The 20,567-nt window shown below is 72.9% G+C and carries 16 protein-coding genes; 3 read left to right on the forward strand and 13 right to left on the reverse strand.

What is annotated here, in order from left to right:
- Positions 1–18: 18 nt before the first annotated feature.
- The 5 genes from M5362_RS20735 to M5362_RS20755 are packed head-to-tail and all read right to left on the reverse strand — an operon-like array spanning position 19 to position 4,817.
- Positions 19–1,584, reverse strand: coding sequence for an AAA family ATPase (locus M5362_RS20735; protein WP_260229152.1), 1,566 nt, complete (start codon positions 1,582–1,584; stop codon positions 19–21).
- A gap of 54 nt (positions 1,585–1,638) precedes the next feature.
- Positions 1,639–2,208: a hypothetical protein gene (locus tag M5362_RS20740; RefSeq protein ID WP_260229153.1), complete on the reverse strand. Its 570-nt coding sequence runs from the start codon at positions 2,206–2,208 to the stop codon at positions 1,639–1,641.
- Positions 2,205–2,495, reverse strand: coding sequence for a hypothetical protein (locus tag M5362_RS20745; RefSeq protein ID WP_260229154.1), 291 nt, complete (start codon positions 2,493–2,495; stop codon positions 2,205–2,207). The genes M5362_RS20740 and M5362_RS20745 overlap by 4 nt, the downstream gene beginning before the upstream one ends.
- The gene (locus tag M5362_RS20750) at positions 2,492–4,261 is read right to left on the reverse strand and encodes a hypothetical protein (RefSeq protein WP_260229155.1); all 1,770 of its coding nucleotides are present in this window, start codon (positions 4,259–4,261) and stop codon (positions 2,492–2,494) included. The genes M5362_RS20745 and M5362_RS20750 overlap by 4 nt, the downstream gene beginning before the upstream one ends.
- 43 nt (positions 4,262–4,304) lie before the next feature.
- Positions 4,305–4,817, reverse strand: coding sequence for a hypothetical protein (locus M5362_RS20755; RefSeq protein ID WP_260229156.1), 513 nt, complete (start codon positions 4,815–4,817; stop codon positions 4,305–4,307).
- Positions 4,818–5,016: 199 nt separating this feature from the next.
- Between M5362_RS20755 and M5362_RS20760 the strand changes: the two genes are divergently transcribed.
- The gene (locus M5362_RS20760; RefSeq protein WP_260229157.1) at positions 5,017–6,903 is read left to right on the forward strand and encodes a caspase domain-containing protein; all 1,887 of its coding nucleotides are present in this window, start codon (positions 5,017–5,019) and stop codon (positions 6,901–6,903) included.
- On the opposite strand, the gene M5362_RS20765 is transcribed toward M5362_RS20760, so the two are convergent.
- From M5362_RS20765 to M5362_RS20800, 8 genes are all read right to left on the reverse strand, one after another.
- Positions 6,884–11,047, reverse strand: coding sequence for a CHAT domain-containing protein (locus M5362_RS20765; protein ID WP_260229158.1), 4,164 nt, complete (start codon positions 11,045–11,047; stop codon positions 6,884–6,886). The two genes, M5362_RS20760 and M5362_RS20765, sit on opposite strands and share 20 nt — an antisense overlap.
- 2 nt (positions 11,048–11,049) lie before the next feature.
- Entirely contained in the window at positions 11,050–11,703 is a 654-nt protein-coding gene (locus tag M5362_RS20770; RefSeq protein ID WP_260229159.1) for an RES family NAD+ phosphorylase, read from the reverse strand.
- Between the two features lie 2 nt (positions 11,704–11,705).
- A complete protein-coding gene (locus M5362_RS20775; protein ID WP_260229160.1) occupies positions 11,706–12,356 on the reverse strand; it encodes a hypothetical protein in 651 nt (216 codons plus the stop codon).
- Complete coding sequence (locus tag M5362_RS20780) at positions 12,353–13,462, reverse strand: hypothetical protein (RefSeq protein ID WP_261366209.1); 1,110 nt, start codon at positions 13,460–13,462, stop codon at positions 12,353–12,355. The genes M5362_RS20775 and M5362_RS20780 overlap by 4 nt, the downstream gene beginning before the upstream one ends.
- A gap of 148 nt (positions 13,463–13,610) precedes the next feature.
- Positions 13,611–15,077 carry a GntP family permease gene (locus M5362_RS20785; RefSeq protein WP_260229162.1) on the reverse strand — a complete coding sequence of 489 codons (1,467 nt, stop codon included), beginning with the start codon at positions 15,075–15,077 and terminating at the stop codon, positions 13,611–13,613.
- Between the two features lie 96 nt (positions 15,078–15,173).
- The gene (locus M5362_RS20790) at positions 15,174–15,584 is read right to left on the reverse strand and encodes a RidA family protein (protein WP_260229163.1); all 411 of its coding nucleotides are present in this window, start codon (positions 15,582–15,584) and stop codon (positions 15,174–15,176) included.
- A complete protein-coding gene (locus tag M5362_RS20795) occupies positions 15,581–16,342 on the reverse strand; it encodes an IclR family transcriptional regulator (protein WP_260229164.1) in 762 nt (253 codons plus the stop codon). The genes M5362_RS20790 and M5362_RS20795 overlap by 4 nt, the downstream gene beginning before the upstream one ends.
- Positions 16,339–17,346: a sugar kinase gene (locus M5362_RS20800; protein ID WP_260229254.1), complete on the reverse strand. Its 1,008-nt coding sequence runs from the start codon at positions 17,344–17,346 to the stop codon at positions 16,339–16,341. The genes M5362_RS20795 and M5362_RS20800 overlap by 4 nt, the downstream gene beginning before the upstream one ends.
- A 292-nt stretch (positions 17,347–17,638) precedes the next feature.
- Here M5362_RS20800 and M5362_RS20810 point away from each other — a divergent pair, with 292 nt between their 5' ends.
- Positions 17,639–18,922, forward strand: a complete 1,284-nt coding sequence (locus M5362_RS20810; protein WP_260229165.1) for an amino acid deaminase — start codon at positions 17,639–17,641, stop codon at positions 18,920–18,922.
- 14 nt (positions 18,923–18,936) lie between these two features.
- Positions 18,937–20,562, forward strand: coding sequence for an amidohydrolase family protein (locus tag M5362_RS20815; protein WP_260229166.1), 1,626 nt, complete (start codon positions 18,937–18,939; stop codon positions 20,560–20,562).
- Positions 20,563–20,567 lie beyond the last annotated feature (5 nt).

The following is a 20,567-nucleotide window of genomic DNA, read 5'->3' on the forward strand; positions in this document are numbered from 1 at the left end:
GCCCCGGCGGCCTCTGCGTCAGTCCTCCCGGAAGACGATCCGGCGGTGACCCGACGCCCCCGGCGTCGCCGCCGCCATGGCCGCCCGGCCTGCCGGGACGGCCCGCTCGCGGCCCCACGCCCTGATCTCCTCGATCTGCTCGGGATTGACCCGGCTCAGCGGAACGGTGTTGGCGAAGGTGTCAAGGATGAGCGAGGGCTTCAGGTTCGCCGCGCCCCCGCTCAGATGCGCCTCGACACCCACGTCGTGCAGGGCCGCCGCAATGTCCGACCCCGCGAAGCCCTCCGACAGGTCGACCAGCCGGTCCAGCTGCTCCTGCTCGGGCTCGTGCTGGAGATAGAGGCGGTGGTACAGCTGGATGATCTCCCTGCGGTCCTGGGCGTCCGGCAGGTCGACGAAGAAGAGCTCGTCGAAGCGGCCCTTGCGCAGCAGCTCCGGCGGAAGGCTGCGGACGTCGTTCGCGGTGGCGACCACGAACGCGCGGGAGTCCGACTCCTGCAGCCAGAAGAGGAACTGCCCGATGATGCGCTGCGGCACGCCCGAGCCGTCGTCCCGGCCCGCGAGACCCTTCTCGATCTCGTCGATCCAGAGGATGCAGGGCGCGACACGGTCGGCCATGGCGAGCGCCTCACGGAACCGGCCCTCGGACTCGCCCAGGTACTTGCCGTGGATGCTGCCCATGTCGAGCCGGTAGAGCGGCAGCTGCCACTCATGGGCGATGGCCTTGGCCGACAGGGACTTGCCGCAGCCCGGGACGCCCACGAGCAGCACCCCCCGGGGCGGGCGCAGCTTCGTCTCCCGCAGGTCCTCGTGCATCAGCTGGTGCTTGACCTGGAGCCACTTGCGGAGGCTGGAGAGGCCGCCGATCGAGTAGTCCTCGTCCTTCAGCTGGACGCGCTCGAGGCCCGTCAGATCGCTGAAGATCCTGTCCTTCGCCTGGGCGAGACCCAGCACGTCCTGCTTCTCGATCGCACCCTTGGCGGCTACCGTGGCCATCAGGTTGATCGCCTCCGCCTCGGTGACCCCGCGCAGAAACTCGGCGGCCCGGCGGGCGTCGCTCTCGTCCCAGCGGACCGGGATGTGCCCCTCGTGGTCGGAGAGGAAGGCGCTGAGGATCTCGTACATCTCCTCCGGGTGGGGCAGGTCGAGGTGCAGGCTCATGCCCAGGCGCTGCAGACCGCTCCAGATCGGGTTGTCGGTGATGACGACGATGCTGCCCATGTTGTTTCCGGCCAGCCGGGCCAGCTCGGACATGTGCCGGGCGATCGGGGTGTCGCCTTCCAGGTCTGCCGGGTCGACGAAGACCACGGTCGCGTTGGCCCGGCTGGTGAACTGGGAGGCGGCGAAGTCCATCGCGCCGGTCAGCGAGCGGTCGTCGATGACCGTCGCGTTGGTGCGCAGGTCCCGCAGTCCGGTGGCCCTGGTGTAGATCCAGAAGGGCAGGCTGCTCCGGCGCGGCTGGGTGGCGGCCTCCCTGAGCAGACGCAGCGCCCGCTCCTGCTCGATGGTGCGCATGCCGATGACCGGCACGCGCGCGGAGATGTAGCTGTCGAGGTGCTGCAGACAATCGGCGTAGTTCGACATGCGGACCTTCGGGGCTCGGAAGGAGAACGGGACGGGAGGGACGGGCCGCCTGGGTCAGTCCCGCAGGATCCGGCGCCGGGGTGTCGCGGCCGGGTCGTAGGACCAGGCGTCCGCGGTGCCGGACCCCGGCGCGGACGCCGGCTGCGACAGGACGGCCGTGAGGGCGTTGTCGCGCAGGGTGCGGCGGCGCTCCTCGACCCAGCGGGCCTCGGGTTCGTCGCGGGCCGCCTGCTCCAGGAGCCGCTCCAGCTGTGCCTGGAGTTCGGGGATCTGCCGGTCCACCATCTCGGTCAGCCGTTCCCGCAGCCGTTCCGGAAGCCCGCGGTGGCCGGCGACGTCCCGGATCGCGCGGAGCCCTGTCCGCGCCTGGGCCAGCTCGCGCCCGGCCGAGAACTCGTCCGTGGCCGCGTCCATGGCGCGGACCAGCGTGTCGGCCCAGGCCTGCAGCCGGGTGCTGACGGCCTCGCTGAGGTGGTCGGCGAGCCGGGCCACCGTGTCACCGTCGTACGTCTCCGCCTCGATCGCGGGAAGCCGCGCCGGATCCACGGGCTCGAACGCGGCCCAGGAACGCAGGAAGGTCACCCACTCCTCGTACGGGCCCCCGTGCCCCCAGAACCCGCTCATCGGCCGACGCCCGGCCGGCGCACCAGCGTCTCCCCGGGCGGTAGCGGCTCCCAGTCGGGGAGGCCCTCGACGACCCGGCGCAGCCGGCTGGTCGACCGGTCCGCCGGAGCCGGCCGCTGGGAGCCCCACGGGGAGTCCACGACGGGCCTGCGCACGGGCGGCGGCGGGCCGGGGACGGCCTGCGGCGGCACGGGGGCGGTGTGCAGCGGCACGGGGGCGGTGTGCGGCGGCACGGGGGCGGCCGACGGCGGCATGGCGGGCTGCCGCGGTACCTGCGGGGTGCTCACCGGTGGTCCTCCTTCAGGACGGTACGGCCCTCGAACGGGGAGGCGCCGTGCTGGGCTGTGGCGAGTGAGGTGATGAGCTCGCGGCACTGGGCCTCGACGGCGTCGGCGGCACGGAACCTGTCGTACCAGTCCGTCAGTTCGGCGGCGGCGCCGCGCAACTGGTGCAGCGAGTCGAGTTTCGCCTGCTCCAGGAGCCTGCGGGCGTTGGCCTGGTGGTTCTGCGCGGCCTTGGCCTGCTTGTGGATGACCAGACCCCAGACGCCGCCCGTGACCAGGGCGGCCACGAGGGCGAAGGGGAGGCTGATCTGGCCGATGAGGAGCAGGATGCCGGCCACCACCAGCACGGGCGGCAGCACCTTCCTCACCATCGGGTAGGCGAGCGCCGCGATGAACGGTGCCATGTGCTGGTCCCAGTGGGCGGCGAGCGAGGCCTCGTTGGCGGCCAGCGGCTGGGTGAAGGAGCCCTGCCACGGGGGCAGCTGGAAGGTCTGCGCGCCGACGGAGTGCGTCGTGCCGAAGACCGCCTGGACGTCCTGCGGAACGGCGCCGCGCGCGTCTCGCGTGAATCCGGTGTGCGCCTGGAAGAACCACTCGTGGCAGGCGGCCACGGCGAGCCGCTGGGTGGCCCCCGAGGTGCCGATGGCCTGGGGGTTGAGCGCGGCGGCGCTCTGCACCGTCAGATAGTCGAGGGTCTCCTCGTACGAGGCGGAGTCGGCGTCGGTGTCCTTGTGGGCGGAGTCGAGGTCGCCGTTGTGTTCGACGACCTTCTTGTTGAACGCGAGGTCGCGGCGGAGCGGCAGCTCGTCGTTGTCGTACTCCGAGACCAGCCGGTCGAGGATGTCGTCGACCGTGTCCTCCAGGCGTCCCGTGGGCTCGGCCTCCCGCTCCATGATCGCCCGGTACTTGTCGAGCACGTGCTGATGCGTCCGGGCGGCGGCGAGGACCGCGTCGAGCTCGGGCCACTGCGGGGAGACGGCCGCGAGCCTCGGGAACTCCGCCCTGGCCGACGGCGCGCGCAGCGACTCGATCTCGTCGCGCCAGCGCTGGGCCTGCCGGGCCCTGGTGTCCGTGTCCGCCGTCAGGAGCTCGCGCCACTCGCTCAGGGCCGTGTCGAGCATCTCGCGCCCCTCCGGGCCGAAGGCGCCCTGCGCGATCGACTCCAGGATGACCGCGAACTCGCGGCCCAGGCGCGCGGGGTCCTGAGCGAGGAGGTAGTGCCTCAGCCAGCGCACCGCCCCCTGCCTCCGGCCCTGCCGGCGCAGGACGAGCGCGAAGAAGAGGGACGTCCGGCCCGGGGAGCGGCGGAACGCCTCGTCGACCGCGCGCTCGCACAGGTCCCGGTCGTCCGAGGACCAGGAGGCGAGCGCGACGAGGGCCGGGGCGAGCCAGTAGCGCGGGGTCTGGAGCATCAGCTGGTCGCTGACCGTGCGGACGGAGTCCTCGGAGACGATGCCCACGTCGAAGGCCTGGAGCATGCCGACCGCGGTGCGGCGCACCGACTTGTGGTGACCGTACTCGTGGTCGAGTTCGTCCTGGATGACGCCGATCCGCGTCTCGGCGCGCTGTACGTTCGCGATGAGCTGGGACGTCTGCATGAAGGCGAGGAAGTCGGCTCGCAGCTGCTGCAGTTCGCTGCTGGTCTGCTGCTGCCTGGCCTCCACGGACTGGACCTGGCCCGACACCGAGCCCACCTGTTCGCTGAGCCGGGCCACGAGGTTGCCGACCTCCCGCACCTTCTGGTGAAGGGCGATGTCCACGTCGACCATTGCGTCGGATCTCCGTTCCGGGATGGGGATGTGCGGGGGTTGTTCAGGGACGTACGACGGTGCCGTCGGCGAGGACGGGAAGGATCAGTCCGTTGTCGTAGATCTCGATGTAGGCGTAGCCGTCCGAACGAGCCAGCATCCGCGCCTTGGCGAAGGGTTCGGGCATCGCCTCGCCCGGCGAGAAGTGCTGGACGATCACATGGAAGAGGTTCAGGATGTGGTCGACGTAGGGCGGGCCGAGGTAGCAGCGGGCTACGAAGCCGAGGGGTACGGCGCCGTGCGAACCGGCGTACTCCTCGCGGGCCCAGTCGGCCAACTGCCCGCGCGCGGACTCGTCGAGACCGGCGTCGAGCCGGGCGACGGCTCCGCGCAGTCCGTCGGACCTTCGCTCGTAGAGCTCGCGCGCGGCCTGTCCGCCGGACGCGGTCCCCGGGCGGGCGACGGGGCCGGCCGGACCGGTGGTGAGCCGCCGGGCCGGGCCGGTCCGGCGCACCTGGCCGGGCGTCTCGGCCTCGCCGGACCGCACGACGCGCCGTGGTCGTTCGATGTGACTCATGTGTCCCCCGCATGACGTCTGTTCTCTCACCACTGGTCACGGAGCCGTCCGTGCTGCGCAGAGGTGTATGACACCTCGTCAATAGTGGTCGTCGAAGGGCACATTGTGTCGGCCGAATCCGGGCTCCGCCCAGAAGACGACCAGTTTCCGGCCGCACCCGGGGATCCTCGCCTCCCGCCCTCCTGGAAGACTCTCCTCCATGGGTTCGATCTACGCACTGCTGGTGGGGGTCGACGACTACCCTCCCCGGACGGTCCCGCCGCTGCGCGGCTGCCTCAACGACATCGCGGAGGCGCGGCGCCTGCTCGGTGAGCGCGCCGGCGACGACATCGACGTCCGCGTCCTGCTCGACCACGAGGCCACGCGCGACGCGGTCGAGGACGCCTTCCGGAACCACCTGGGCCGGGCGGGCGCCGGAGACACCGCGCTCTTCTGGTTCTCGGGGCACGGCACGCAGTCCCTCGCCACCGAGGAGGCCCACCTGCGCATCGAGGCGACGGGACGGAACCAGGCCATCGTCTGCGTCGACGGACCGCTGCTCGACAAGCGCCTGGGCGGGCTCCTGGACGAGGTGGCGGTAGGCGGCGCCCATGTCGCCGCCGTACTGGACTGCTGTTTCTCCGGCGGCGCCACCCGGGGTGACGGACTCACCGCCCGATACGCGCCCCCGGCCCCGGAGTGGGATCTGAACGGTCTCGGTGGGGGGCATGCCGCGCTCCGGGACGCCTCGGCCGCCGACGGGCAGAGCACACGACGCCATGTCCTGCTGGCCGCGGCCCGCCTCAACCAGTACTCGTACGAGGGTGATTACGGCGGCCGGCTCCACGGGGCCTTCACCCACGCCCTGCTGGGCGCGGTGCGTGACGCGGGTCCCGAGGCCTCCTACAGGGAGCTTCTGGCCGCCGCCGACGCCCGGCTGCAGCGCTCGCGAGGGCAGCAGCAGCCGGTGCTGTACCCGGCGGAGCACGGAGGCATCGCGGACGCCCCGTTCCTCGGAGGCGCCACGGCGCGCCCGCCGACCCCGCATCTGCTGCGCTTCGGCGTGCGGGGCTGGGAGGTGGACTGCGGCGCCGTCCACGGTCTCGCGGAGGGATCGGACCTGCCGAGCGCCGAGTTCACCGTCGTGCCCGACGGCGGAACGGATCACGTCCCCCTTCCCGCGCCTGCCCTCCGCGCCCTGGAGGTGCACACCGCGCACACCGTGGTCGAGCCCGTCGGCTGGGCCCCCGTGCCCACCCGCGTCTACCCGGTCGCGCTCTCCGCGCTGCCGCAGCCGCCCGCCACCGTGTCACTCCCCGAGACGGGGCCGGGAGGCCGCCTGCGCGAGGCGGTCCGCGACGCCGTCGCCGCCTCCCCCCTCCTGAGGGCGCTCGACGACCCCCAGGAGGCCGCCGACCTCCACTTCCGGCTCCAGGTCGAGGGCGAGCAGGTTCACGTCCTGCGCCGCGACGGCACCCCGTTCACCGGACCGCTCCCGCTGAGGACCCCCGAGGACGCCAGGCAGGTGGCCGACTGCCTCACCCACCTGGCGCGCTGGCACCAGATCCGCGATCTGACGCCCGGCCCCTCCCCGCTGGACGGCCTGGTACGGGTCGAGATCAGCCCGTGGGACGCCCCGGACGACCAGCCGCTGACCCCCGACGGGAGCGGCGAGATCGTCTGCTCCTACGCGACGGGCCCGGCGGGCCTCCAGGAGCCCCGGGTCTCCATCCGGCTGCACAACCGGTCGGCCGACCGGACCCTGTGGTGCGTCCTGATCGATCTGACCGACAGCTACGCCAGCCATACGGCGCTCTATCCCGGGCACTTCATCGGCCCCGGCCGCACCGGCTACGCGCTCGACGGCGATCCCGTGCAGCTCTCCCTGCCGCCGACCCGTCCCGCCGTACCCGGAGCGAGCGCTCGGGATTGGCTGAAACTCATCGTCACGGAAAGTGAACTCAACACCGCTCCGTACCGGTTGGACGCCTGGGACCCCGATCCACGGACGTCGCGGGTGATGGGGCGGGTGACCGGGCCGCGTGGCCGCTGGACGACGCGCACCATCCCCCTCCGCACGGTCGTGCCTACTGACCGAGGTGCGTGAAGCCCGCCCACGCGCTCAGGTCGTGCGGGTCGACCCGCCGGGCCCACTCGGCGAGCAGCGGCGGGAGCTCGGCGGGCGGCCTGCGCTCCGGGTCCAGCATCCACAGCTGGGCCCGGCGCAGGGCCCTCGCCGGCGTCTCCCCCTCCCTGCGCAGGAAGTGGTGGGTCAGGAACATCAGCACCGACGTCGCGTCGTCGGGCACCGGCCACAACGAGCCGACCACCGAGCGGGCTCCGGCGACGAGGAACGCGGTGGCGAGGCTGTACGCCTCGTTGTGGCCCCGCCCCGACACATGGCTGCGACAGGCCGCCAGCAGGACCAGGCCGAGGCGGCTCCGGCCCGCGCCGATCGCCTCGGTCAGCTCCTCGGCCGCCAACTCGCCCCCGTACAGGTGGAGATGAGCCGTTCTCCGGGCGTCCCGGGCGATCGCGGCATGGCATGCGAGATGGAGCACGCCGCCCTCGTCGGCTCCGCCGTCGGCCAGCCACTCCACCACGTCACCGGGGGTGCCGGGGCCGTCGGCGGTGCCGTCGGCCCGCCGCCCGAGGAAAGTGCCCCTCGGGTAGAAGACCCGCTGCACGGCATCGGCCTCCACACCCGCGTACGGCAGGTCTCCCGTCGGGTTCCCCACGACCAGCGCGCTGCCCGTGTGCTCCGCGGGGGTGCGGGCGGCCACGTCGCACAGCAGCCGGGCCGACGCCGCGTAAGAGATCTCCGCCTCCTGCACCGCGTAGCGACGGCGACCGTCCGCGCCCTCCTCCCAGGCGGCGTGCCACGGGACGAGACCGAGGGCGTCCATCGGTACGAGAACGAGACGCGGGACCCGCCCGGGGTCGCTGGGGGCTGCGAAGGCGTCGAAGAGCGGCCTGATGCCCGCGTACCAGGCCCAGCCGCACAGCCGTTCCAGCTGGTGGCGCAGGGAGGCGGCGCGCAGGGCGGGCCCTCCGCCGGGTACCGGGCCGAGGTCGCGGCCGGCGCCCGCCGGCTCCGGGGCGTAGTCCCGCAGGGGCGCGGCGTCCTCCTTGAGGCGCGGCAGCGGCACCGCGTGGACGTCGCCGCCGGAGGTGACGACCACCGCCGTCCCGCCCGCGTCGTCCGACGCGGGCACCAGGTAGACCAGGGCGTCCTTGCGCAGGGAGCGCAGTGCCGTGGCGATCTCCTGGACCGTCGGGGGGTCGAGCAGGCGGTCCTGGCTGCCCTCCGCTCCGGTGAGCGCCGAGAGCACCCTGCGGCGCAGCGCGCTCGGCAGCGTCAGCGGTGCGCGCGCGGCGCGCAGCGGGTCCGCGGCGGGTTCCGCGGTGACGCCCGTGGCCTGCCATTCCTCGGCCAGTTCCCGGTGGCCCGCCGCGACGAGCCGCTCGGGGACCTGGCGGGAGGTGACGGCCGCGTGCAGCACCAGTCCGCGGCAGGCGTCGAGGGCCTGGACCGCCTCCTCCAGGGCGTTGTCCCGAAGGCACCAGGCGGCGACCTCCCGCGCGGCCGCGGTGGCCTGGAGGGCGGCGTTGGTGGCATGGTCGGTGCCGGACTGCAGCAGCGCGGCCCAGGTGTGGCCGCGCAGGGAGTCGAGGCCGACGTGCCGGCCCGTCGTCCGGTCGTCGAGCCGCAGCTCGTTCCGGGTGCGGTAGGCGCGGGCGAGGGCGAGCCCGGTGGACGCGTACAGGCGGTGCTCGGGGCCTCCGGCACCGCGGAACGCGTTCTCCAGAAGGGCGATCCCCTGGGCGAGTTCACGTGAACGCGCGAACGGGTTCGCCTGTACGGAGGCGAGACCGCAGTGGGCCGCGCCCAGACAGGAGGCGTACCGCAGCCTGCTCTCGGTGCCCTCGTCGACCATGTCGTGGGCTTCCCGAAGCAGGCCCATGGCCTCCTGCAGCGCGAGGGCGTTCCCGTCGTCCACCGCGCGGTGGAAGCGGGTGACGCCGTTGTCGCCGAGCACCCAGGCAGCGTGGTCCCGGGGGAGCCGGCGCGCGGCGCGGCGCAGCTCTGTCACGGTGGGGCGGCCCATGAGCGGCGGGCCGGGCGGTACCCCCAGCCTGCGGGCCAGGTCGTCGCGGCCCGTCCGGGCGTTCTCGATCGCCGTCCACAACTCCACGCGGGCGGGATCGTCGGCGTCGAGATCCGTGTGTGTCCGCAGCATCCGGTCGAGGCACCCGTCCGCCGCACCGAGGTCGCCCGCCTGAACGGCCCGCTGGGCGTCGATGCCCGCCTGGTGGGCGTCCATCATCCGGCGCAGGTACGGCGAGAGGTCCGGGTCCTCGCGCAGCCGCTGCCACGCCTCGCCGGCGGCCTCCACGTCGTCGGCGGCGCCCGCGGTCTGCCCGCGGTGGGTGGTGGCCATCATCCGGGTGAGGTCGATGGCGTTCCCCATGGCCGGAGTCGTGCCGGCGGCGGCCGAGGCGCGGGCGAGGTGGTCCATCACGTCGTCCGTACCCGCGCCGCCGATGCCGGTCATCTCCTCCCACAGCCGCGTATGGGCGACGGCGGCATGCGCGCGGCGCTGCCAGTTCGGGTCGTCGTCGTCGGCCTCCAGGACGCAGGTCGTCAGCGCGGTCTTCTGCTCCGCCGTGATGTGGGTGCCGTGGGGGTCGAAGATCATCACATGGGACAGCAGCCCCAGCGCGATCTCGGCCCTGCCACGGCCTGGTTCCATGGCGGTCCAGCGCGCGTACGCCTCGTCGAAGACGTGCCGCAGCCGGGCCGGGCTGGCCGTCCCCTTGACGAGGCCGGGGAAGTCGTCGTCCGTCTCGCTGTAGTCGAGGAAGCTGCGCCCCTGCCCGATCTCGTCGAAGAGCCGCCAGTAGGACTTGGTCATCTGGGCCATGCCCATCGCGTCGGGCACGGCCTCCGGGGAGTCGGGGAGGACACCGTGCTCCTCCAGCTTGATCCAGGCCCAGCCTCCCATCATCCGGGCCATGTCGAGCCCGTCCTCGGAGAGTTCGTCGTCCTCCAGGACCAGGGTGGACGCCCGGACGACCTCGTGGAGACGCTCCGGGTCCGGGTCGTCCTGGTAGCGGCCCTGCTGGAAGGCCGCGAGGAAGAAGGCGGGCGCGGTGACCTTTCCGTCCCGGGCGGGCTGCCACTCGTCGACCGCCCGTCGCAGCAGGCCGATCGCCCGGTCCTGTCCCGCGCCGTCGCCCCGGACGCTCGCCCGCTCGAAGAGCAGCCGCCCGAAGCCGTCGAGGTAGTGCGGCAGGAGCCGGTCGACGGCCTCCGGCTCGGCGAGCAGACTGTTCAGCTCCGCCTCTGCGGCGGCGCCCTGGGCCTGGTCCTTCCAGGTGGACCAGATCATGGCGCGGATGAAGGTGGCGCGGATCTCGGCCTCCCAGGCCCAGGAGGGACGTCCGCCGGCCCGCCGGGCCTCGTGGACCGCCGCCTCGAACGCCTCCCTCGCCTCCTCCAGCACCTCCCGGCTGGCCGTCGCCCGCCCGTGCACGATCAGGGCCAGGCCCACGCTGTGCCGCACGAGCGGCAGGTCGCTGGTGGGGAGCGCGGCGGCGAGGACCGCGCGGTAGTGCTCGGCGGAGGCCGCGGCGTCGTCCACGTCGCCGCCACCGCCCGAGGCCCGTTGGAGATGGAGCCAGCCCAGGGACGCGTGGAGGTCGATCTCCTCCTCGGTGCCCGGTTCCAGCAACGGCAGAACCCCTTGGTGGAGTTCGACCGACTCCGCGAGGAGCTCGGCGCGGCGGTCGTCACCGTCCTGTTCCGCGAGGCCGACGCGTATCTTCGAGCCGCTCGCCAGGAGCTGGCGCCCCAGCAGGCGCTCCTGGCCCCACTCCTCGCCCTCCGGCAGCTCCGCGAGCCCCTCGCAGACGAGGTCCAGGGCCTCCTCCAGCACCTCCGGGTCCTCGTCCCGGTCGTACTCGCAGGCGCGCACATACCCGTACCGGATGCGCCAGACGGCCCAGAGGGCGGTGTCCCCCGGAGTACGGAAGGCCAGCTCGAACGCCTCGGCGGCCAGGGTCAGGTCCTCCGGCGCGCCCAGACGCGCGAAGAGCACCGCGCTCATGGCGCCGACCCGCGCGCAGTGCTCCGCCGCCTCGGGGTCGTCGGACGACGTTCGGGAGAGGAGGGCGAGGCACTCGTCCCGCTCAGCCGCGAGTTCCTCGTCCGTGGGCTCGTCGGCTCCATGTGATTGCTGTTCGGTCATGGTCAGGTCGCGAGCCTCACGTGGTACGGCTGGAGCACGGAGTCCAGCCACTCCTCGCCCTCGGGGGTGGACAGGTCCACGGCGCCCTCGTGCACGGTCTCGATCGCGTCGGGCGGGCAGCGGTCCCCGAACAGGACGACGGTCCGGTCGCCCGGCTCCCTCTTGGAGGACCAGATCAGCCCCTGGGCCCAGGGCTCCGTGTGCCGTCGGATCCAGTGCGCCCAGTCCCGGGTGTAGGCGTAGTCGTGCGCCTCGGTGTGGACGAGCCAGCTGTCCTGGTGCACGGCGGCCAGATCCCGCGCGGACATCAGGGGGACGACATCCAGGTCCACGGCCAGCCGGAGCCGGGACACCTTCCGCCGCGCGACCGACACCCGCGGCAACAGCCGGGGTCCGCCGGCCGGGTCGAACGGAAGGGAGCGCAGCAGCGTCTCGCAGAGCGCCGCCTCGACGCCGAGACCCGCGTAGAGATAGCCGTACGGGTCGCACGCCGTGCCGTCGAAGCGTCCGCCGCCGTACAGACAGTGGGCCGGTACGGGGTTGAACGCGGCGGCGTCGCGGTGGGCGGCGTGGACGCGGTGGAGGACGGTGCCACGCGACAAGGTGACCTTGCCGGGGGTCCCGGTCATCGTGGCGGGCGGCCGGTAGTGGGGCACGGTTACTCCCCTTCCATCAGGAGCAGGGCCAGGTCGGGCAGTTGGCGTTCCCGTGGCCCCCCGAGGAGCTCGGCGGGCGTCGCGCCCAGCCACGCGTTGGTGGACAGCCACCAGTCCGCGGCGCCCCAGGGGTCACGGTCGGCCTCCAGGAGCCGGTTGACCTCCAGGACGGCCAGCCAGGGCAGGCTCTCGTCGGCGAACTGGAACCGCGGCAGCCGCAGCACGCCGCCCGCGCCCCGCAGCCGGATCAGTTCGCGCGCGTACGGGTCGCCGCCGCGCCGCAGTACGGTGTCGGCGTCCAGCGCCGGCGCCGCGAGCAGCCGGTCGCGTACCGGACCGAGTACGGGCCCGACCATGCGGTGGCCGTCGAGGACCAGGACCGCGAGGTCCTCCGCGCGGAACCCCAGGTAGACGTCGTCGAGGACGTCGGCCGAGAACCGCCCCTGAGCCTCGGCCTCGCCGAACTCCTCCGGCAGCCCCTGCCGCAGCACCGCGACGGCCGCCTCCACCGCCGCGTCTCGGTCGTCCGCGTCCTTCGCGCGGCGTACGGCCGCCAGGTGTCCGGCGAGCCGCTCGCGCAACGGTCCGTGGAGGACGTCCATGAGGCGTTCCCAATGGGCGGCCGCGGCCGCCAGCACGGCGTACGGATTCACGCTGTTCCCCTGTCGTGGGTGGTCGGGGCCGCGAGGGGGGCGAGCAGGCGCTCGATGAGGTCCGCGCGGGCCTGGGCGCGTACGACGAAGTGGATCTCCCAGTGGTGGCGTCGTGCGAGCTCCGCCTCCACGGCCGGCCAGAGCGCGCCGAAGCTCTCCAGCGGAGTGAGCCCTCCCCGGCCGGCGCCGAGCAGCGGCAGGCACACGGAGGTGAGAGGCGGGTCGAACCGGGGCGACTCCTCGGCGAGCACCGCGAAGGCCCGGGCCACGCCGCGGGTGACGTCGGCCGGCTGGACGTCGTAGTCGTTGGTACCGGGCCGGGGCTGGGCGACGGCCACGTGGTAGATCCGCCGTACCCCCTGAGCGGCGAGGGCTCCCGCCGACGTGACGGCGACCGTGCCCGGCAGGGCCGCCCGGCCCCCCGTTCCGCTGCGGGCGACCCAGTGCGCCAACTCGTCGTGGATGTGGTCCTCGACGAGTCCCCCCGCCGGGTCCAGCCGTGCTCCGGCGCGGCGGAGCGTGGCCGATACGGACGACTTGTAGGGCGCGGGGAGGGCGAAGTACGTGTTGGACGGGGAGAGAACCACGTCGACGTCGCGCAGCAGATCGGCGGAGTGCACGTGGATGCGCACGGTCGCCGGTTCGGGCCGCCCGTGGATCCGCAGGTGCAGTGAGCGGTGTACGGGGGCCAGCGGCCGGGCGGTGTCCGGCGCGCCCGGTTCCTGAGCGGTGTGCGGCCGGCCCGCGAGCACGATGATCTGCTCGGTGATCTGCCCGAGCACCATCAGCTCGTGGTGTTTGCGGAAGCGCTCCACGCTGACGCCGTAGACCTGGGCCGCCCGCCGTCGCCGGTCGGAGGCGGGCCAGTCACGCGTACCCTGCGCCAGGCCGAGGCTGTACTCGGCGGCGGTCTGAAGAGACCCTCCCCCGATACGGGAGACCGCTGTCCGTAACAGCCGTTCGACGCCGACGGCGGATAACTCTCCCGCGATGCGGGTGAGTTCGGGCAGGGGCAGGTCGCGCAGCCTGACGACGCCCGCTCGTCTCACCTGTCTCACCTCCGCGAGGACCGATCCGTGTTCCGGCACAAGGGAGTGAGCAGGCATGACGGCAAGCTTCGCACCGCCACCGCCCGGCTCACAAGCCTCCTTCTCTCCCTCTCCATTGCACCGCGCCGTCCGGTCGGGCACCGGCCGGTTCCGGGGCGGAAACGGGTCGGCCGCGGGCGCGCGCGGCCGACCCGGCGGGGACTTCCTAGACCGCCAGGCTCAGCGCGGCGGCGACCGCGAAGCCGGCCAGGGAGAGGACCGACTCCAGGACCGTCCAGGACTTCAGGGTGTCCCGTTCCGAGATGCCGAAGTACTTGGAGACGATCCAGAAGCCGCCGTCGTTGACGTGCGAGGCGAAGATCGAGCCGGCCGAGATCGCCATGATGACCAGGGCCAGGAAGGCCTGCGAGTGGTCGCCGCTCTCGACCAGGGGCAGGACGATGCCCGCCGTCGTCACGATGGCGACCGTCGCCGAGCCCTGGGCGACCCGGAGGACCAGCGAGATCAGGTAGGCGAGGACGATCACCGGCAGTCCGACGTCGTTGAAGGTGTCGGAGAGCGCCTGCGCGACACCGCTCGCCTTGAGGACCGCGCCGAACACACCGCCGGCGCCGACCACCAGCAGGATGTTGCCGACCGGCTTCAGGGACGAGGTCGACACCTGCTCCAGGGACTTGCGGGACCAGCCGCGGCGGATGCCCAGCAGGTAGTACGCGAGGAAGAGCGCGATCGTCAGGGCGACGAACGGGTTGCCGAAGAACTCGATCACGGACCGCGGGGTCGACTCGTCCAGCGCGATGGAGGAGAACGTCGCGGCGAGGATGAGGACCAGCGGCGTACCGATGATGGTGAGCACCGTCGCCAGGGACACGGGCGCCTCGGAGGCGCCCTCCTTGCGCTCGGCGGCGACCTGGGCCCTGGCGTCCTCGGCGGCCTCGACCATGTCCTGCGGGACCTCGACGAAGATGCGCCTGCCGATCCAGGCGGCGTAGGCCCAGGCGGCGAGGACGGCGGGGATGCCGACGACGATGCCCATCAGGATGACCCAGCCGAGCGAGACGTGGAGCAGTCCGGCGGCGGCGACGGGCCCGGGGTGCGGCGGCAGGAAGGCGTGGGTCATGGAGAGACCCGCGAGGAGCGGCATGCAGTAGAGCAGGATCGATTTTCCGGACCGCTTGGCGGCCGCGTAGACGATCGGCGCGAGGACGAAGATGCCGACGTCGAAGAAGACCGGGATGCCGAAGATCAGGCCGGTGAGGCCCATCGCGAGCGGCGCCCGCTTCTCGCCGAAGAGGCCGAGGAGGCGGGAGGACAACACCTCCGCGCCGCCGGAGACCTCGAGGATCGCGCCGAGCATGGTGCCCAGGCCGATGATGATCGCGACATGGCCGAGGATGCCGCCCATGCCGGTCTCGATGACGGAGGTGGCGGCCGACCTCTGCACCGTGCCGAAGAGTTCGGTGACGGAGAGCCCGGCGGCGAGGCCGACGCTGATGGAGACGGCGAGCAGCGCGACGAAAGGCTGCAGCCTGACCTTGATGATCAGGAAGAGGAGGAGGGCGATGCCGAGGGCGGCGACGGTGAGGAGTCCGGCCGTCCCCGGTATGAGGAGGAGCAGTCCTCCGGTGTGGGGTGGTATCTCGGCGGCGGGAGGTGCGGCGGCGAGCAGCAAGGGGGCCTCGTTTTTGGGTAGGGGGGAGCGCGGCACGGCGTCCCGGGGGTGGACGCCGTGCCGTGGAGCGGCGGAATCAGGAAGATCAGCTCAGGTTCAGCCGAGGACCGCGAGGGCGTCGATCTCGATGAGGAGACCCTTGGGGAGGCCGACGTAGACCGTCGTACGGGCCGAGGCGGGCGCCTTGAGGCCCTGCTCCTCGAAGTACGCGTTGTAGATCTCGTTCATCTCGGCGAAGTGGTCGACGTCGGTGAGGTAGACGCGCATCATCATCACGTCGTCCCAGCTCGCGCCGCCCTCCTCCAGGATCGCCTTGACGTTGGCGAAGGTCTGGAGGGTCTGCTCGCGCAGCGTCGGACCGGCCGGCGTCGGAGGCTGGCCCTCCACGGCCGGAAGGAAGCCGACCTGGCCGGCGACCTGGAGGATGTTGCCCTTCCTGACGCCGTGCGAGAACTTCGCGGGCGGGGCGGTGTGGGTGTCGGGGGTGAGCGCGGTCTTCTCGGTCATGTCCGGTCCTTGGTAGGGGTGTTGCCTGAGTAGTCCCGGCTGATGGCGTCGGCGGTGCGGCGCACCAGCGGGAGCAGGGTGAGGAGTTCCTCGGCCGTCACGACCACATTGGGCGCCGAGACCGACATGGCGGCGACGACACGGCCGTCGGCCCCGCGGATGGGGGCGCCGATGCAGTTGATGGACTCCTCGTGGCCACCGAGGTCGGTGGCCCAGCCCTGTTCGCGTACGGTCGCCAGCTCCCTGAGGAACGCGGCGGCGTTGGGGATCGAACGGGGCGTGTACATGGGGTAGTCGAGCCTGGCGGCGACGGCGCGCCGCTCGGGCTCGGGGAGGTCGGCGAGCAGCAGCTTGGCGACGGCGGCGACGGTGATGGCGACGGGCTTGCCGATACGGGAGTACATCCGGACCGGATAGCGGCTCTCGACCTTGTCGATGTAGAGGACCTCGCTCTCCTCGTACACGGCGAGGTGGACGGTGTGCCCGATCTGCTCGTTGAGCGCGGTGAGGTGGGCGTGCGCGATCTCGCGGATGTCGAGGTTCTCGACGGCCTCCTGCGCGAGGGCGAAGAGGCGGGCGCCGAGACGGTAGCGCTGGTCCTGCTGCCGGTAGACGAGTCCGTGCTCGTGCAGGGTGCGGAGCAGCCGCAGGGCGGTGGACTTGTGCACCCCGAGCCGGTCGGCGACCTGTCCGAGGTCGGCGGGCCCCTGGGCGAGCAACGGCAGGATGCTCAGCGCGCGGTCGACGGTCTGACTCATGGCGTAGGTACCTCCTGGTCCTCCCCCGTCCAGCCGGGGCCGAGGTGCAGTCTCCCCCAGGCCTCGTCGTCGAGTCCGACGAGCCGGTCGGCGTGTACGGTCCGGGCGGGCGCGCCCAGGTCACCGGGGACGGTGAGGGTGGCGGCGGCCATGAGGTGCCCGTGCCGGATCCGGTCCCGTACGGGCAGCCCCCGAAGGGTCCCGGAGAGGAACCCGGCGGCGAAGGCGTCCCCGGCCCCGACGGCCGCGACGACGTCGACGCGGGGCGCGCGGACAAGGGTGGCGGTGCCGTCGCCGTCCTCTGTTCCTGCGGCCGCTTCCGGTCTCCGGTCGAGGACGACGGCGCCCCCCTTGCCGAGCTTGACGACGAGCAGCTCGGGCTCGGGGAGCGCGTCGCCGATGGCGCTGACGCTCGACACCCCCCACGCCTCCTCCGCCTCGTCCGCTCCCACGAAGACGATGTCCGCGCCCCGCGCCAGTTCCATCAGCACCCGGCCGCCCGCGGCCGCGTCGCGCCACAGCCCCGGCCGGAAGTTCACGTCGAACGACACCAGCGGCCGGCCCGCGCGGGGCGCGGTCAGCTCCCGTGTCAGGGCCAGGCAGTCGGCCGAGAGCGCGGCGGTGATGCCGGACAGGTGGAGCACCCGACCGTTCGCGACGGAGTCGTACGGCACCGTGGCGGGCGACATCGCCGAGGCCGCCGACCCGGCGCGGTAGTACGCGACCTCGTGCGCCGCGGTCGCGCGGTCGGTGGCGGTGCGGAAGTAGATGCCGGTCGGCCGTGCCGCGTCGCGCCGCACCGCCGACACGTCGACCCCGTACGCCCCGACCGCCTCCACCAGGTGGTCTCCGAAGCCGTCCGCCCCCACCCGGCTCACCCACTTCGCGCGGTGTCCGGCCGCGGCGAGCGCGCAGGCCACGTTGGACTCGGCGCCTCCGATGGCGCGGGCGAAGGAGGGGACGTCGGCGAGGCGGCCCGGCCGGGCGGGCAGAAAGGTGACCATGGACTCGCCGAGGCAGACGACATCCACGGGTGGCGCGTCCACGGGCGGGTTTCCGGTCACGGTCACGTAGGGGCTCCTCGCCGCTCGTCGGTCTCGTCGGGCGTGTCGGCTCGTCGGGCTCGTCGGGCCTGTCGGGCCTGTCGGGCCTGTCGGGCCTGTCGGGCTCGTCCGGCTCGTCCGGCTCGTCTGTCATGCGGGTCCATTGACCCGGCGTTGGCCCGGATGTTAGACACCAGTAAGCGATATGCGCAATGACCGTTGCATATCATGCAACGCCCCTCGAGGAGGCCCCATGCAGCAGCCCACCCCCACGCAGCGGCTGGCGGACGAGCGCGTCGACCACCGCTTCAAGGCCCTGCCCCCGGACGCCGAGGGTCTGACCGTCGGCGAGCTGGCCGCCCAGCGCCGCAACCTCTTCACGGGCGGCTTCACCACCCCCGTCCTCGCCCTCTCCGCCGAGTCCGTCGAGCACAACCTCCGCCTCCTGGAGACCTACGCCGAGCGCCACGGTCTCGCCTTCGCCCCGCACGGCAAGACCTCGATGGCCCCGCAGCTCTTCGACCGCCAGCTGGAGCACGGCGCCTGGGGCATCACCGCCGCCGTCCCGCACCAGGCACGTGTCTACCGCGCCCACGGCATCGCCCGGATCTTCCTCGCCAACGAGCTCGTCGACGCCCCCGCCCTGCGCTGGCTGGCCGCCGAGCTCGACGCGGACCCCGGCTTCCGCTTCATCTGTTACGTCGACTCCGTGCGCGGGGTGGAGCTGATGGACGCGGCGCTCTCCGAGGCGGGGGCCCGGCGCCCCGTGGACGTGGTCGTCGAGCTCGGCGCCGGCGAGGGAGCCCGTACCGGAGCCCGTACGGAGGCCGACTGCACCGCCGTCGCCGAGGCCGTCGCCGCGACGACCACCCTGCGCCTGGTCGGCGTGGCGGGGTACGAGGGCGAGGTCCCCCAGGCCACGGCGGAGCGCGTGCACGCCTGGCTGAACCGCCTCGTCTCCCTCGCCGCGGAGCTCGACAAGGCCGGCCGCTTCTCCCCCGACGTCGAGGAGATCGTGATCAGCGCGGGCGGCAGCGCCTGGTTCGACGCGGTCGCCGACGTCTTCGCGGAGATCCCCGGACTCTCCCTGCCCGTACTGAAGTTGCTGCGCTCGGGCGCGTACGTCTCGCACGACTCCGGCCACTACCGCGACCTGACCCCCTTCAACCGGGTCCCCGAGGAGGGCGCGCTCGAACCCGCGTTCCGGCTCTGGGCCCAGGTCGTCTCGCGCCCGACGCCCGAGCAGGCCTTCACCAACGCGGGCAAGCGCGATGCCGCGTACGACCTCCACCTCCCCGAGGCGCAGGTCCTCCGCGACGCCCGCACGGGCACGGTCCGCCCCGCCGACGGCATCGCGGTCACCGGCCTCTCCGACCAGCACGGCTGGGTCCGCACCGAGCCGGGCGCCGAGATCGAGGTCGGTGACTGGCTGGGCATGGGCCTGTCCCACCCGTGCACGTCCTTCGACAAGTGGCAGCTGATCCCGCTGGTCGAGGCGGACGGCACGGTCGTCGACTACATCCGTACCTTCTTCTAGAGGAGCCGGTCACCATGGACCTCGTCATCCGCGACGTGGACGTCATCGACGGCTCCGGCGGGGACTCGTACCGCGCCGACGTGGCCGTCGACGGCGGCCGGATCGCCGCCATCGTCAAGGAGGCCGCGGCGGCGGGCTGTCAGCGGCCCACCGCCCGCCGCGTCCTGGACGCCGAGGGCCTCGCCCTGTCCCCCGGCTTCATCGACATGCACGCCCACAGCGACCTCGCGCTGCTCCGCGACCCGGAGCACACCGCGAAGGCCGCCCAGGGCGTGACCCTCGAAGTCCTGGGCCAGGACGGACTGTCGTACGCGCCGGCCGACGACCGCACGCTCGCGGAGGTCCGCCGGGCCATCACGGGCTGGAACGGCGACGGTTCGGACATCGACTTCGACTGGCGCACGGTCGGCGGCTATCTGGACCGCCTCGACCGCGCGCACGGGGGCCGGGGCATCGCCGTCAACGCGGCGTACCTGATCCCGCAGGGCACGGTCCGGATGTACGCGGTCGGCTGGGACGACCGGCCCGCCACCGAGGCCGAGCTGAACCGGATGCGGCAGCTCGTCGCCGAGGGCATGGAGCAGGGCGCGGTCGGGATGTCCTCCGGGCTGACGTACACCCCCGGGATGTACGCGAAGGACGCCGAACTCACCGAACTCTGCCGGGTCGTGGCGGAGTACGGCGGCTACTACTGTCCGCACCACCGCTCGTACGGCGCCGGTGCGCTCCAGGCGTACGAGGAGATGGTCGCCCTCACCCGGGACGCGGGCTGCGCGCTGCACCTGGCGCACGCGACGATGAACTTCGGCGTGAACAAGGGCCGGGCGCCGGATCTCCTGGCCCTGCTCGACGAGGCGCTGGCCGACGGCTCCGACATCACCCTCGACACCTACCCGTACACGCCCGGCTGCACGACCCTCGTGGCGATGCTGCCGAGCTGGGCGAGCGAGGGCGGCCCGGAGGCGGTCCTGGCGCGGCTGAAGGACGCGGAGGCCTCGGAACGGATCCGCCACCACCTGGAGGAGATCGGTTCGGACGGCTGTCACGGCGTGCCGATCGAGTGGGACACGATCGAGATCTCGGGGGTGAGCGACCCCGGGCTCGCGTCCTACGTCGGCAGGACGGTCCTGGAGTCGGCCGAGGCGCGCGGCGAGACGCCCTGGGCCACGGCCCGCCGCCTGCTGATCGACGACCGGCTCGGCTCGACGATCCTCCAGCACGTCGGCCACGAGGAGAACGTCCGCGCGATCATGCGGCACCGGGTCCACACGGGCGGCTCGGACGGCATCCTCCAGGGCTTCAAGCCGCACCCGCGGGCGTACGGGACGTTCCCGCAGTACCTGGGCAAGTACGTACGCGAGGAGGGCGTCCTCTCCCTGGAGGAGTGCGTGGCCCACCTGACGTCCCGCCCGGCTGCCCGCCTGCGCCTGCCGGACCGCGGCCTGGTCCGCGAGGGCTATGTGGCGGACCTGGTCCTCTTCGACCCGACGACGGTGTCGGCGGGCTCGACGTACGACTCCCCTCGCACCCTCCCGGTGGGCATCCCGCACGTCCTGATCGACGGCAGGTTCGTCGTGGAGGACGGCGTCCGGACGGACGCCCTGGCCGGCCGGGCGATCCGAAGGACGTCGACCGGCTGACGGAA

It is taken from the genome of Streptomyces sp. Je 1-79, assembly GCF_025195125.1.
Lineage (GTDB): Bacteria > Actinomycetota > Actinomycetes > Streptomycetales > Streptomycetaceae > Streptomyces.